Genomic DNA, 14,689 nt, shown 5'->3' with positions numbered 1-14,689 from the left:
CTAAAATAGTAGCTATGGATAAAATTATTAAAACTATATCAGAAAGCGGAGCCTTTCGTGCTTTTGTCCTTGATAGCACGGAAACCGTCCGCACTGCTCAAGAAAAACATCAAACTCAAGCCAGTTCAACTGTTGCACTTGGTCGTACTCTTATCGCTAGCCAGATTCTCGCAGCCAATGAAAAAGGAAATACCAAGCTAACGGTTAAAGTTCTTGGAACAAGCTCTCTCGGTGCCATCATCACGGTTGCAGATACCAAGGGAAACGTCAAAGGCTACGTTCAAAATCCAGGTGTTGACATCAAAAAGACTGCAACGGGTGAAGTCCTTGTTGGACCTTTTGTTGGAAACGGTCAATTCCTCGTTATCACAGACTATGGTACTGGAAATCCCTACAACTCCATGACTCCCCTCATCTCTGGGGAAATCGGTGAAGACTTAGCCTACTACCTGACTGAAAGCCAACAAACCCCTTCAGCAGTCGGGCTCAATGTTCTTTTGGATAAAGACGACAAGGTCGAAGTTGCCGGAGGTTTTCTTCTCCAAGTGTTGCCAGGGGCCAAGGAAGAAGAGATTGCCCGCTTTGAGAAACGCATCCAAGAAATGCCAGCCATCTCAACTCTTCTAGAAAGCGATGACCATATCGAAGCCCTCCTCAAGGCTATCTATGGTGACGAATCCTACAAACGTCTATCTGAAGAAGAAATTCGTTTCCAATGTGACTGCAGCAAAGACCGTTTTATGAACGCTCTTGCCAGCCTTCCAAATTCAGACCTTGAGGAAATGAAAGAGGAAGACCATGGGGCAGAAATCACTTGTCAATTCTGCCAAACAACTTATAACTTTGATGAAAACGACCTGGAGGAACTCATTCGTGACAAATCTTAATACACCTTTTATGATTGGCAATGTTGAGATTCCCAATCGTACCGTTTTAGCGCCCATGGCAGGAGTTACCAACTCAGCCTTTCGTACTATCGCAAAAGAGCTCGGTGCAGGACTTGTTGTCATGGAAATGGTCTCTGACAAGGGAATCCAATACAACAATGAAAAAACTCTTCATATGCTTCATATCGATGAAGGCGAAAACCCAGTCTCTATCCAACTTTTTGGTAGCGATGAAGACAGCCTCGCACGCGCAGCAGAATTCATACAAGAAAACACCAAGACCGATATCGTCGATATCAACATGGGCTGCCCAGTTAACAAAATCGTGAAGAATGAAGCTGGTGCTATGTGGCTCAAGGATCCAGACAAGATCTACTCTATCATCAACAAGGTCCAATCAGTCCTTGATATCCCCCTCACCGTCAAAATGCGTACAGGCTGGTCTGATCCATCCTTAGCCGTGGAGAATGCCCTCGCAGCTGAGGCTGCAGGTGTCTCTGCCCTCGCTATGCACGGCCGTACCCGCGAACAAATGTATACTGGTCACGCTGACCTTGAAACCTTGCACGACGTAGCCCAAGCCCTGACAAAGATTCCATTTATCGCCAACGGTGACATCCGTACGATCCAAGAAGCCAAACAGCGTATCGAAGAAGTCGGGGCTGACGCTGTTATGATTGGTCGAGCAGCCATGGGAAATCCCTACCTCTTTAATCAAATCAATCACTACTTTGAAACTGGAGAAATCCTTCCTGATTTGACCTTCGAAGACAAGATGAAAATTGCCTACGAACATTTGAAACGCTTGATTAACCTTAAGGGAGAAAACGTTGCCGTTCGTGAATTCCGTGGACTGGCTCCTCACTACCTTCGAGGCACATCTGGTGCTGCCAAACTTCGTGGAGCCATTTCCCAAGCTAGCACTCTAGCAGAGATTGAAGCCCTCTTGCAATTAGACAAAGCATAATAGAAAAAACCGTAACTCGCTTGGAGTTTACGGTTTTTTAGATCCTAGGAAAACCTAGATACTATTATTGAATCAAGGCAACGCTTGAAACTTTACCATCCGCACCTGTTGTAATTTGGATGATTTTTCCTCCACCGATTTTGGCATTATACTTACCATCATCAAGGGTGTAAGAGTAGCCTCTGATAGAATAGTTTTCTTTCTTTCCATCTGCAGTTTCTACTGTAAATTGACCCCCTGATGAAACCGTAATAGTTTCGCCATTTGCTCCCTTCCAGTTGCCTGCAGCTGCTGAGAAATCACCATCGACCATGGTTAAAACACCCTTGTAGCGTCTGTTGTGTTCTGCTTGCTTGTCTTGAAGTTGGCGGTCAGTTGTTGGATCATAGCCTGACTGGTTAGACTGGGCTTGAGAACCTTGCTGAGTTGAAGGTGACTGAGATGGGACTTGTTGACTAGGAGCTGCTTGTTCTTGTCTTGATTCAGGTGCTGGTTTCGCTTGTGACTGATCTGCCGTTGTAGAAGACTGACCAGAAGATGCCTGAGCCTTTTCAGATGAAGCTGAGCTTGAAGATTTTTGTGTCTTGCTTTCTTTGCTAGAAGAAGCTGCTTTAGAACTTGATGATTGACTTGTCTTGGCAGAGCTGCTGGTTTGAGTGGTTTCGTTTTTATTTCCACAAGCTCCTAGTAGCAAGGTAGAAGCCAATACAGTCGCTGCCATCAATTTGATATAGGTTTTCTTTTTCATTTTTCTACTCCTTTGTAACATTTTTGAAATGTTAAGAAATCTTTTTGTAATATAATTGTAACATTGAGCTTTGAATCTGTCAACTAGTTTGAGAAACTATTTTAAAAAAATTTCTCTCTACTATTTCTATTCGTAATTGAAACGAAAAAATAGAAAATTTCTTAGATTAGAGTCCTATTTTTTGCACCGCTCTTGTGTAATCGCTTGTATTATGTTAGACAAAGGAATATAATAACATTGAAATAGAATATAGGAGGTATGCTCTTATGCTAAATAAGTATTACAAGTATCTTCCTTGGTTGATTTTGGGAGCTATTGGCTCTTATCAATCAGCCACTTACTATGCGCGAACTGCATTTGATGTCTTCTATCTGACTGCAATCTTTATGATTGTCTACATCGCCTTGTTATTTTTGCATGAGAACTATCTCAAGTATCGATACAAAGACTTCTTTACTCACATATTGAGTAATCCTAAGAAAGATAGCAATCCCTAATACAGTCGCAATAGAAAGCCATCTCATGATGGTAGATAAAGAGGTCGGGAACTTTTCCCGACCTCGTTTTTTATTTCAATCGATAGGTTTTTCTTGGTTTCTTTTTAGGCACTCTTTTGAGTCCGACTTCTTCTACATATTCGCCGTATTTTACGAGAAAGTTATTGCTGACGATTGGGCGACCTGGGTTGATGAGATTGACCAATTCAGTTCCTTCGTAGACAGTGAACTCCTCCTCCAGCAGATAGAGAAAGGTTGGGTTCCAGTCGAGACGGCCTTGTATTCGTTTGATGGACTCTTGGATAATAGCATAATGGTCAAAGGCGAAGGCACTCTCCTCCAACTCTACTCCCTCTAGGAAGCACTTGCCCGTCCGAAAGTCGACATCTACGAAAACGACATCCTTGGCATCGTCTCCTGCCTGAACGAGGTCTAAGGCACGACTAGGTAGGTACACCAAGTGGGCAATGGTCACCGTCCAGCCCCGTGGATCACGACCGGGGGTCGATACGGTCATTAATTGCTCGATTTTTTCCAAAGGTAGATCGAGATTGACTTCTTCTCTCACCTCGCGCTGACAGGCATGTGCAGCATCCTCTCCCTTATCCATAAAGCCTCCAACCAGAGCCAAACAGTTTTGATAAGGGTGAGCCTTGCGACGGATCAGTAAGAGCTTGATCTTTCCTTCGACAAAGCAGTAGGCCACCATATCCACCGTCACGCTTGGTTTTTCGTATTGAGGGAGTTCCTGCTTGTAGTACCAGTCTAAAAACTCCTCCTGATTGGCATGGATTTCATAATATTCTTTTTCCGTCATCCCGGCTGGAATCTTTATGTCTGCCATCTTATGCCTCCTTTCGAACTGCCTTAGTCCATTGGTACCAACCCACTAGACTATTGAGTGTGTAAACCCAGTACATCCCTTGGATGTGGATATTTTCACCCCACCAGAGATAAATACTAAAGAGATTGGTTGCAATCCAGAAAATCCATTGCTCACGGTAGAGACGTGTCATCAAGAGCTGACCAACACCATTAGTCGCATCGGTAACACTATCACGGAAAGGGCGAGCGCTATTGATACTTTGGTAAGCCAAGCCCATACCAATCCAGATAATGGCAGTCAAGGCTAAGTACTTGAGCCAATCAAGAACAGATAATTTCTTAGCTTCAAAGTGGGATTCTTCTGGTTTTCCTTGGTCGTTGATACGATTGGACAGCCAAGCATAGAGACCAATCGGCTGCATGACAAAGAAGTAAACAGTCGTCAAAACTTCGCCATAAAAAGTCGCATTCATGGCCAAAATCAAATAGATAGCTGAGTTAATAGCCCCAAAGAGATAATTGCTTGCACGCCCTTCTGCTACCAAGATAACACAGACAATCCCAGTCCAAGATGCAAACAAGCTCAGCCAGTCATGGCTTTCTGTATTTTGCGTGAATTCCAAGATCAAGGGAACACTTGACAAGGCGATGAGATACAACCACTGGAAAAGACTGCGACCGACAAAGAGATCTTTCCAGAGCAAGTGCATGATTCCTACAAAACCAATCTTGCGGGCTTCCGCATGGACATTTTTAAAATTTTCGATAAATTGTGTGATTTTTTTAGTTACTGTTTTCATAATTTTCTCCTAATCTGCTTGGTAAATGGCATCGATAGCCACTTTTGCTGCTTCATAATTTCCTAGGTAATCCTCCGCTAGATAAACTAAAGGAATGGTGGTTAAATATCGCTCCCTCATCTGATCCAAATGCTGGGAAAAACTGTAGCGAATATGGTCTTCCGCCATGGTCATATCTCTAAACCCGTCATTGACATAGGAGCCGACAGGTTGCACAAAGAGAATCAAGTCCCATTTTTCCTTAGCCAAGATTGAAACAAAGAGATTGTCAAAGGTTTCTCCTGATAAGTCCCCTTGGTCCTCAGTCTCCATGTAATAGTCATAGTAACCCTTGGTTACCAAGGAGTTGGTATCGGCAATCACTAGACCTCGATTGGCATTGCTATCGATTAACTTGGAGGTCTGGTCATACTGTCCCAACAGGAGATAGTAGTAATCCTTTGGAGTCAATTCATCGTCGCGGACATTGTTTTTGATCTGGTACTCACGCGCGTATTCCAGACTAACAGGCGCATCGTAATACCTAGCCAAATCCTTGGCCAGAGTGGTCTTCCCATTGCTAGCACTTCCCATGATCAACACTTTCTTTGTAAACTGACGACGGAAGGGTTGAGCGATGTATTTCCAATATTTGCTTGGATTTTCTCGAATCATAGTCGCTGAGATACCAAACTTTCTTTCTTGCAAGACAGTGCCAAATCCACGTTTAGCTAGTTCTTGCTGGTATTCTTCTTCTCCCACAAAGAAAGTCAGTTCTTGCTGGGCTTCATCGTAGGAGATCTCTGCTAACATCTGGTTCAACCACTCCTGCCAGCCCATAGGATAACGGGGAAGCTTAGTCTCATCTAACTTGCAGACAGAGGTCAACTCGTCATCACGAAAAGCCTCTCGGATATAGCGAAATCTTTTTTGAAGCGTTAAGCCTACCAGCTCCCCTCGGTCTCCCTCGTAGCCTGAAACGACTACCCAGACCTGGTCACACTGACGCTTCGCTCGCTGGATCAGATCGATATGACCCTGATGAAGAGGGGCAAAGATCCCAAATACCACTGCTGTTTTCTTTTTCATAAACATTTTACCTTTTTATAATTTTTGATATTTTTATTTTCTATGTTTTTATTATATACTATATTTTTGTTTTGTCAATAGTTTTTTATCACTTTTTATAAAAAAGTAGCAAAAAAGAATCAGGATTCCTCCTGATTCTCTATTTTTAAGCAATATCAAATTTTAATTGACCAGCTTTGACACCGATCTTGAGGGTTTTGCCTGCTACCAGTTCTCCCTTTAGAAGGAGTTCTGCTAGCTTGTCTTCCACCTCTGTTTGTAGGGTTCTGCGAAGTGGACGAGCTCCCATTTCTGGATTGTAACCTTGACTAGCTAGTAACTTCAATGCCGAAGCTTGCAGTTTTAAGTCGATACCTTTCTCTGCTAAGCTAGCAATCAATGGTTTCACCATAATCTTGACAATTTCCTGCATGTGTTCGCTATCCAAACTATGGAAGACCACCTTTTCATCAATACGGTTGATAAACTCTGGTCGATAAGCTTTTTTCAACTCTTCAAAGATTCGTTTTTCCATATTTTCCTGGTCAAAACGAATGTCCTTGGCCCCAAAGCCGACTGTCTTGTCATCACGAAGAGCCGTCGCACCAAGGTTTGACGTCATGATGATAATGGTATTTGAAAAGTCAACCTTGCGTCCCTTGCTATCTGTCAAGACACCGTCGTCCAAGACTTGCAAGAGGACATTAAAGATGTCTGGGTGGGCCTTCTCTACCTCGTCAAAGAGAAGCACTGAGTATGGTTTATTGCGGACCTTCTCGGTCAACTCCCCACCTTCTTCGTAGCCCACATAGCCCGGAGGAGCTCCATTGAGACGGCTGGCTGCGAATTTCTCCATATACTCACTCATATCAAAGCGGATAAGGGCTGATTCGTCATCAAAGAGGGCTTCTGCCAGAGCCTTGGCCAATTCGGTCTTACCAACTCCTGTTGGCCCTAGGAACATAAAGGAACCAATTGGACGCTTGTGACTGCGAATACCAGACTGATTGCGGCGAATGGCACGGCTAATGCTTGAAACAGCTTGATCTTGGCCAATGACACGTTTGTGCAACTCCGCTTCCAAGTTCAGGTATTTCTTAGCATCTGTTTGCGTCAGCTTTTGGACTGGGATCCCTGACAAGCGACTCAAGGTGGTCAAAATATCAGATTCTGTCACCAAGTCTTTATAGACAGGCAATTCTTGTTCTTTTGCGATTAGCTGGCCTGCTTGTTTCCACTTGCCATCCATCAAGGCCTTGTCGGCTGGAGTCAAGTCGGATTCGTCTGCTTTCACATGCTTGGATTTGTTTTGCACTGTTGCCGCTGCTTCATCCAAGAGGTCGATAGCAGAGTCTGGCAAGTGACGACTGGTCAAGTAACGATGGGCCATCTTAACAGCTGTTTCGACAGCTTCATCTGTGATTTGCACACGATGGTGTTTCTCATAGGTAGCCTTCAAACCTTGTAAAATGGTCATGCTGTCAGCTAAACTTGGCTCTTCAATGGTCACTTTGGCAAAACGACGAGAAAGGGCAGCATCCTTTTCGATGTGTTTTTGGTATTCTTCCTGGGTGGTGGCCCCAACCGTTCTCAAAGTTCCACGTGCCAAGGCTGGCTTCAAGATATTGGCCGCATCTAGAGTCGAGTCAATACCGCTACCAGAACCCATGATGGTGTGGAGTTCATCGATAAAGAGGATCACTTTGCCATCTTCCTCGATATCCTTGATAATGTTGTTCATGCGTTCTTCAAAATCTCCACGGAAACGTGTTCCCGCAACAACATTCATCAAATCAAGCTCTAGTACGCGCATCTTAGCCATTTCCGCAGGCACATCACCACTAGCAATACGCTGGGCAAGACCAAGCGCCAGAGCTGTTTTCCCGACACCAGCATCTCCAACTAAGACAGGATTGTTCTTGGTCTTTCGACTCAAAATCTGAATCATACGTGAGATTTCCTTGTCACGACCGATAACTGGCTCTAACTTGCCAGAGCGCGCTTGCTCCGTCAGGTCATGCGTGTAGTCCTCTAGACCGCCACTTGGAGTCTGAGGCATGCCCATCATATTGGCCATGGAATTTTGCTTATCAGAAACCGTACGATGGCGTTGGCGTAAAGCCTTGAGGTCTTCACGAGTCCATCCTGCACGTTCCTCTAAATTGCGACGAAGGGCAGCAATCTTGACCTGATCTTTCTTGTCTTCATAAGAAAAACCAACCCTCTCCAAGATACGAGTCGCCAAGGCATTGCCATCATGCAAAATCGCATAGAGGACATGCTCTGTCCCTAGTACCTTTGCATGGACCACTGAGGCCACATACTCTGCTTCTGCAAAGAGAACCTCCAAACGATGGGAAAAGGGCAATTCTGTAAAGGTTTCGTCTTGGCTATAGTCCGTTTCAGTCAGTTCTAACGCAACCTCTTCTAAACGGTCCATTTCATAAGGATAATCATTTAGACTCACACCTGCCACACTGTAACTGTGATTGGACATGGCAATCAATAAATGCCAAGACTCTAGGTAACGGGCTCCAAAATGGCTCGCAACCATGTAGGCACTCTCGATACATTCATTCAATGCTTTTGAATAGTTCATCTTACTTCTCTTTTCTATCTACCTCTTGTAATAGCTGTCGGAGCATATTGGCACGGACAACTGAGGATTCTTCTCCTAGGACACGATCTGTTGCTACAGAAGTCAGCAAGGTCATCTCTTGCTTGGTCATCAAGTCCTGCTCCACCAAAAGCTGGAGAATATCCTCATAAATCTCCTGACTAACTCGCTCACCAATCGAGTAAAGCAAATCGCGGAGCATCTCATGATGACTGGAAAACTCAATCCGCCCTATGCGAATGTAGCCTCCGCCACCACGCTTGCTCTCAACCAAGTAACCTCTGCTTTCCGTAAAGCGGGTCTTGATGACGTAGTTAATCTGACTTGGCACAACCTGGAAGGTATCAGCTAACTGGCTCCGTTGCAATTCCACGATACCAGACTGGTCTAAAATCGCCTTGATATAGGCTTCGATATGATCTGATGTATTTTTAAATCTCATAGTAAATCAAACTCCTTCTTTGAACCTTGACTATCTTTGACTATTATACCGAAATTTTTGATTTTTTTAAAGAAAAAGGGCGCTGGTAAAGGATAATCTTCACCAACTCCCTATTTTTCTACTTATCTAGGCCTAATTCTGCTAATATTTGCCGTTTGTAGGCAATCTTTTGGACTTCCTTGTCCTCATCTTCAGACCAATCTAGTTTGACTTCAGAAACGATCTGTCCAGGCCGATTTTTTAGGATATAGATGCGGTCACTGAGATTGAGGGCTTCCTCAATACTATGCGTGATGATGAGGGTCGTCAGCTGTAGCTGTTTGTGAATCTCAAGGTACCAAGCGTGGAGTTCCATCTTGGTCATCTCATCCAAGGCACTAAAGGCCTCGTCTAGAAGAAAGAGCTTGTGCCCGAAAAGGTAGGTCCGAAGCAAGGCTACACGCTGGCGCATCCCTCCGCTGAGTTCGTGAGGATACTTGTCCCGTACAGCAGTCAACTGAAAGGTCGCAAGGATGTCATCCGCTCGGGCAATGGCCTCCGCCCTATCCACCTTTTGAATCAAGAGGGGCAGTATGATATTGCCAAGCACCGTCTTGTGCTCTAAAAGCAAATCCTTTTGCAACATATAACTCACGCGCCCCTTAGGATTTTCCTCGCCGTCAAGGACAATTCGCCCAGACTGGACTTCTAAAATTCCAGCGATTAGGTTAAAGAGGGTGGTCTTTCCTACACCACTTGGACCTAGGATAGAAACCACTTCACCCGAAGCCACCTGCAGGTTGATATCTTCTAAAATCTTTTCATCGCCATAGGCATAGCTGACGTGTTCTAGTCTAATTTCTGTCATTATTTTACAAATTCGTTAGTGAAGCCTTTGTCTGTCAAGTCTTCTTTAAGGATACCATTTTCTTTATCCCATTTGTAGAAGGCATTCCAACGTTCAGCGTCAAATTGTCCCCATTTTTCCTTGTCGCTTGCATATTCTTTTGACAAGTATTTTTGAGATTCGATAACAAAGTCACGTTTTTCCATGAGTTCAGGTGCATTCTTGATGAGGATATCTGCAGCTTCTTCTGGATGTTCCATGGCATATTGGTAGCCTTTTTTGATAGCTTGGATAACTTTGCGAGCTTCTTCTTTGTTTTCTTTGAGATAGTCGTTGTTAGCGATGATAACTGGTGAGTAGTAGTCAAACTCCTTGACATAGTCTTTCAAGTACATGAAGTTAGCATCTACACCTTGCGATTTGGCAAGGATACCATCCCAACCGTAGTAGATCCAAGCAGTGTCAAAGACGCCATTGGCAATTGGTGTGATAGAGTTTGAGTCGTTGTTTGGTACTTTTTCGACCTTCTCAAAGTCTCCGCCTTGTGATTCTACCAAGGTTTTCAACATAGCAAGCTCAGTCGGGTCATTCCAAGTTCCGTATTTCTTCCCAACTAAGTCCTTTGGACTGCTGACATTGTCAGATTTACGTGAGATGATCCCTGATGTATTGTGCTCAACGATAGCTGCAACGGCAGTAATTCCTGCCCCTTTTTCCAATTTTTTAGCCATGTAGTCTTGGAAGTACACTGCAAATGGCGCCTTGCCATTGATCACCAAGTCAGACGAGCTTTCTTCTGGTGGCAATTTCAAATCAACATCCACTCCAGCTTCTTTGAAATAACCTTTTTCCTTGGCAACATATAGCCCTGTGTGGTTAGTATTTGGCGTCCAGTCTAGGATAAAGTCAATCTTCTTGAGTTCTGCTTCTTTATTGTCCTTAGAAGCAGTCCCTTGACCACAAGCCACCAGCACGACAGCTACAAGAGCTGTCACAAGCGTTAAAAACACTTTCCATGTTTTCTTCATTTTCATTTCCTCTTTTCTTTTTTGAAACATTCTTATTCTATGAACGTTTCCATTTAATCACATATTTTTCGCTGATATCGACCAGTTTCATACCCAAAAGGCTGATAATCGACACCAGAATAATAATGGCAAACATGGTATCATACTGAAACAGTTTTTTAGACTGAATCATGTAAACACCTAGTCCTTCAAAACCTCCCAACCACTCAGATACCACTGTTGTGATAAAGGCGTAGGAGACACTGACCCTCAGACCTGCATAAAAGTAAGGCAGGCTAACCGGGATTTTAAAATGCCACAGGATTTGCCAAGGTTTGGCCCGCATCAGACTAAACAAGGTCAGCATATCCTTGTCACAATGCCTAAAACCATCCAAAATACTGACGATGATAGGGAAGGTTGTCGTCAGGATTATCAAGACAATCTTGGGCAAAATTCCATAGCCTAGCCACAAGACCAGGATAGGAGCTATAGCAATGGTCGGAATGGTCTGAACAACCACCATCATAGGGTAGATAAGATCATTTAGCCAAGTCAGACTGTCCATAAGCACAGCCATGAGACAGGCAATCAAGACTCCTAAGACTAGTCCGAGTAATGCCACTCTCAAGGTCGCCCAACTATGGTGCCAGAGAAATTCTCTGTCACGAACAAAGGACTGGAGAATCTCAAGAGGAGTTGGCAGGATAAACTTGGGTAAAAGTTTGAATATTCCTGCTAACTGCCAGACCGACAAGACTCCGAGAAAACCCAATAGACTAATGTGTCGTCTCAGTATACTTTTCAAGTTTCTCATCAATACTTAAAATTTCTCCTACATTTATTTTGACATTGGCAAAGACATTATCTGCCTCCTGCCCTGCCACTTCCAACGCTTCTTTGAGAATACGTATGAGCTCATCAAACTCCCCTTCCAAGACCGTTTCAAAGGGTGTCACTACCATGGTCACGGACTGAGCTTGCAGATAGGTAATAACCTGATCGATAATAGCAATTCGATCAATCCCCTGTGATAGGGGCAAGACCTGCAAGGCAATGCTTGCTTTCATAAAAAACTCCTTTTCTCAGGTTTCCTTTTGACAAAAAGAAAACCCCTTCCATATATGGAAAAGGTGCAGAATTCGGCTAAGTATCGTTCCCTACGCTGGCATTACCCAAATCAGGTGCGGTCGAAGTTTAACACTTCCTCTCAGACTGTACACAGACTCCCATATCTTATATGGAAATATAGTAACGCAAATACAAGGAAAAGTCAAGGAAACTGCTTACAGAAAATCATGAAAAAGAGCTTGAAGGCAAATGTTTCAAACTCTTTCATAACTTTCTTATTTAGCCTCGTACCATGTTGCCCCTTCATTTTCATCTGCGATAAGGGGAACACTGAGCTGGATGGCTTCTTCCATGGTTTGTTTCACTAGAGCTTTGACAGCTGCTAGTTCTGATTTCGGAACTTCAAGGACGATTTCATCATGCACTTGTAACAGCATCTTGGTCTGATAACCGCCCGCTACTAAAGCCTTGTCTAGCTGAATCATAGCAATCTTGAGGATATCTGCTGCTGAACCCTGGATAGGAGAGTTGATGGCAGTCCGCTCTGCAAAACCACGAATGTTGAAGTTACGCGAATTGATATCTGGCAACTCACGACGACGCTTGAAGAGAGTCTCTACATAACCCTTATCACGCGCCTCACGCACCACCTCATCCATGTAGTTTTTAATACCTGGGAAGCGTTCAAAGTAAGTGTCTATGTAGGCTTTTGCTTCCTTACGGCTGATGCCTAGATTATTAGACAAGCCAAAATCTGAAATTCCGTAAACCACTCCGAAGTTAACCGCCTTAGCATTACGACGGTCGTTTGGAGTCACATCCTCAGGGCGTTCAATTCCAAAGACCCGCATGGCCGTCGAGGTATGGATATCAGCCCCCTCTTGGAAGGCCTTAATTAAGTGCTCATCTTTAGAAATATGAGCCAAAACGCGCAATTCAATCTGTGAATAGTCCGAGCTGAGCAGCACACTATCCTCCCACTCAGGCACAAAAGCCTTACGAATCAAGCGACCTTGTTCCAAACGAACAGGAATATTTTGCAAGTTTGGATCCACACTAGACAGACGCCCTGTTTGAGTCAAATCCTGCACATAGCGCGTGTGAATCTTGCCATCATCCAAAATCCAGTCTTGCAAACCAATCACATAGGTAGACTGAATCTTAGCAATCTGACGGTAGTCTAGAATTTTCTTAACAATTGGCGCAATAGGAGCCAGACGCTCTAGCACATCCACGGCTGTCGAGTAACCTGTCTTGGTTTTCTTGGTGTATTCTAGAGGAAGGCCGAGCTTTTCAAAGAGAAGCACGCCCAACTGCTTAGGGGAGTTGATATTAAACTCCTCACCAGCCAGTTCATAAATCTCCTGAGTTAGCTTTTCAATGACAAGCTCATTTTCAGCCTGCATCTCAAGCAGGGTTTCTTTTTTGACCTTGATTCCAGCAATTTCCATCTTGGCAAGGACAAAAGCCAGAGGCTGCTCCATGTCATAGAGGAGATCTAACTGTCCATGTTCACCGAGTTTTTCAAGTAAAACCGGCTCGGTTTCAACCAATACCACAACCTTGCGAGCCAAGTGCTCCAAGAATTTCTCTCTCTCAGGGATAGCTTTCTTGACCCCCTTACCGTAAAAAGTCTCATCATCAGCCAGATAAGTCTGGCCATAGAGATTCGCAATAGTTGAGATTTCATTGTTCTCGACTGTTGAGAGTAAGTATTTTGCCAAACGGCTGTCAAAAGCAGGGGCCTGCAGGTTCAAGCCCAAGCGATTTAAAAGAACCTTCGCTTTCTTAAAGTCATACACTTTCAGAGGTGTTTTTTCTAGAAAATCCTTGAGAATCGGCTCCTGCAAGAGCTCAAGTTTGTCTGTAGCGTAAAGTTTATCTCCGCAGGACCAGGAAAAACCAACCAAATCATCTGTATGGTAGTTCTCACCAAAGAGTTCAAAGTGGAAGATAGAGTCTGCGCTCAGCATGTCTTGACTGACGTGGTCAACGATGGCGAAATCCAAACTTTCAGGCACATCTGTCGATGAAATATTTAAAGCTTGTTTGAGCTGTTTGAAGCCCATCTCATCGTAGAATTTCCCGAGATTTTCCACATCTGGGCCATTATAGACCAAATCATCAAGGCCAATCTCAATCGGTGCCTGAGTCTCAATGGTCGCCAAGGTTTTAGACAAAAAGGCCTGTTCCTTGTCATTGATGAGATTTTCCTTCATCTTAGAAGCCTTCATCCCATCGATATTTTCATAAATACCCTCAAGCGAACCATGTTCCAGCAAGAGCTTGATACCTGTCTTTTCACCAATCTTAGTAACACCAGGTATATTATCAGACTTATCCCCCATAAGAGCCTTAAGATCAATGAACTGAGCTGGTGTGAGGCCCATCTTTTCCATGAGGTAATCTGGTGTAAAGGCCTCAAACTCAGCCACACCTTTCTTGGAAATCTCTACCACCGTATGCTCATCCGTCAACTGGATCAAATCCTTATCTCCGCTAACGATTGTCACATCAAAAGAATCCTTCTCAGCCAAACGGCCTAGAGTCCCGATGATATCATCGGCTTCATACTGGGCCAACTCATAATGGCGAATCCCAAGGTGGTCTAGCAACTCACGAATGAAGGGAAATTGCTCACGAAACTCATCTGGAGTTTTAGCACGGCCACCCTTGTAGTCTGCATACATCTCTGTTCGGAAAGTCGTCTTACCTGCATCAAAGGCTACCAAAACATGACTGGGTTCAACTCGCTCCAAAACATGATTCAACATGAGTTGAAAGCCATAGATTGCATTGGTATGAAGGCCATTAGCATTTTTAAAACGATCCAACTGCTGATAGAGCGCAAAAAAAGCTCGAAAAGCAACTGAAGATCCATCAATTAATAATAATTTTTTCTTGTCCATACACCCATTATAAAGGAAAGAGGGGAAAAATACCATCGGAAAGAAT

At 43.9% G+C, this 14,689-nt stretch carries 14 protein-coding genes; 3 read left to right on the top strand and 11 right to left on the bottom strand.

Features of this window, described 5'->3' with window-relative positions:
- The first annotated feature begins 14 nt into the window (after positions 1–14).
- Complete coding sequence (gene hslO / locus B7723_RS06625; protein ID WP_049484990.1) at positions 15–887, top strand: Hsp33 family molecular chaperone HslO; 873 nt, start codon at positions 15–17, stop codon at positions 885–887.
- Positions 874–1,854, top strand: coding sequence for a tRNA dihydrouridine synthase DusB (dusB, locus tag B7723_RS06620; protein WP_162279221.1), 981 nt, complete (start codon positions 874–876; stop codon positions 1,852–1,854). Before hslO ends, dusB begins: the two co-directional genes overlap by 14 nt.
- Before the next feature lie 64 nt (positions 1,855–1,918).
- Here dusB and B7723_RS06615 read toward each other — a convergent pair whose 3' ends face one another.
- A complete protein-coding gene (locus B7723_RS06615; protein ID WP_084850075.1) occupies positions 1,919–2,602 on the bottom strand; it encodes a hypothetical protein in 684 nt (227 codons plus the stop codon).
- A 266-nt stretch (positions 2,603–2,868) separates the two neighbouring features.
- Here B7723_RS06615 and B7723_RS06610 point away from each other — a divergent pair, with 266 nt between their 5' ends.
- Complete coding sequence (locus B7723_RS06610) at positions 2,869–3,099, top strand: hypothetical protein (protein ID WP_084850076.1); 231 nt, start codon at positions 2,869–2,871, stop codon at positions 3,097–3,099.
- Positions 3,100–3,169: 70 nt separating this feature from the next.
- Here the strand turns inward: B7723_RS06610 and B7723_RS06605 are convergent, their stop codons facing one another.
- From B7723_RS06605 to polA, 10 genes are all read right to left on the bottom strand, one after another.
- On the bottom strand, positions 3,170–3,943 hold the full coding sequence (locus tag B7723_RS06605) for an NUDIX domain-containing protein (protein WP_084850077.1): 774 nt from the start codon (positions 3,941–3,943) through the stop codon (positions 3,170–3,172).
- 1 nt (position 3,944) lies between these two features.
- Entirely contained in the window at positions 3,945–4,724 is a 780-nt protein-coding gene (gene pnuC / locus B7723_RS06600; protein ID WP_084850078.1) for a nicotinamide riboside transporter PnuC, read from the bottom strand.
- A gap of 9 nt (positions 4,725–4,733) precedes the next feature.
- Complete coding sequence (locus tag B7723_RS06595; RefSeq protein WP_084850123.1) at positions 4,734–5,792, bottom strand: AAA family ATPase; 1,059 nt, start codon at positions 5,790–5,792, stop codon at positions 4,734–4,736.
- 145 nt (positions 5,793–5,937) lie between these two features.
- A complete protein-coding gene (locus B7723_RS06590; protein WP_084850079.1) occupies positions 5,938–8,370 on the bottom strand; it encodes an ATP-dependent Clp protease ATP-binding subunit in 2,433 nt (810 codons plus the stop codon).
- A gap of 1 nt (position 8,371) precedes the next feature.
- Positions 8,372–8,830, bottom strand: a complete 459-nt coding sequence (locus B7723_RS06585; protein WP_001211263.1) for a CtsR family transcriptional regulator — start codon at positions 8,828–8,830, stop codon at positions 8,372–8,374.
- A gap of 118 nt (positions 8,831–8,948) precedes the next feature.
- The gene (locus B7723_RS06580; RefSeq protein ID WP_084850080.1) at positions 8,949–9,677 is read right to left on the bottom strand and encodes an ABC transporter ATP-binding protein; all 729 of its coding nucleotides are present in this window, start codon (positions 9,675–9,677) and stop codon (positions 8,949–8,951) included.
- Positions 9,677–10,684 carry an ABC transporter substrate-binding protein gene (locus tag B7723_RS06575; RefSeq protein WP_084850081.1) on the bottom strand — a complete coding sequence of 336 codons (1,008 nt, stop codon included), beginning with the start codon at positions 10,682–10,684 and terminating at the stop codon, positions 9,677–9,679. The genes B7723_RS06580 and B7723_RS06575 overlap by 1 nt, the downstream gene beginning before the upstream one ends.
- Before the next feature lie 37 nt (positions 10,685–10,721).
- Positions 10,722–11,480 carry an ABC transporter permease gene (locus tag B7723_RS06570; RefSeq protein WP_162279222.1) on the bottom strand — a complete coding sequence of 253 codons (759 nt, stop codon included), beginning with the start codon at positions 11,478–11,480 and terminating at the stop codon, positions 10,722–10,724.
- A complete protein-coding gene (locus tag B7723_RS06565) occupies positions 11,443–11,733 on the bottom strand; it encodes a thiamine-binding protein (protein WP_084850083.1) in 291 nt (96 codons plus the stop codon). Before B7723_RS06565 ends, B7723_RS06570 begins: the two co-directional genes overlap by 38 nt.
- A gap of 276 nt (positions 11,734–12,009) precedes the next feature.
- A complete protein-coding gene (gene polA / locus B7723_RS06560) occupies positions 12,010–14,643 on the bottom strand; it encodes a DNA polymerase I (protein ID WP_084850124.1) in 2,634 nt (877 codons plus the stop codon).
- Positions 14,644–14,689: the final 46 nt, after the last annotated feature.

The organism is Streptococcus oralis subsp. oralis (assembly GCF_002096435.1).
In the GTDB taxonomy this organism is placed as follows: Bacteria; Bacillota; Bacilli; order Lactobacillales; family Streptococcaceae; genus Streptococcus; species Streptococcus oralis_AA.
The sequence above is the reverse complement of the archived record's forward strand: the minus strand, read 5'-3'. Positions and strand labels throughout refer to the sequence as shown.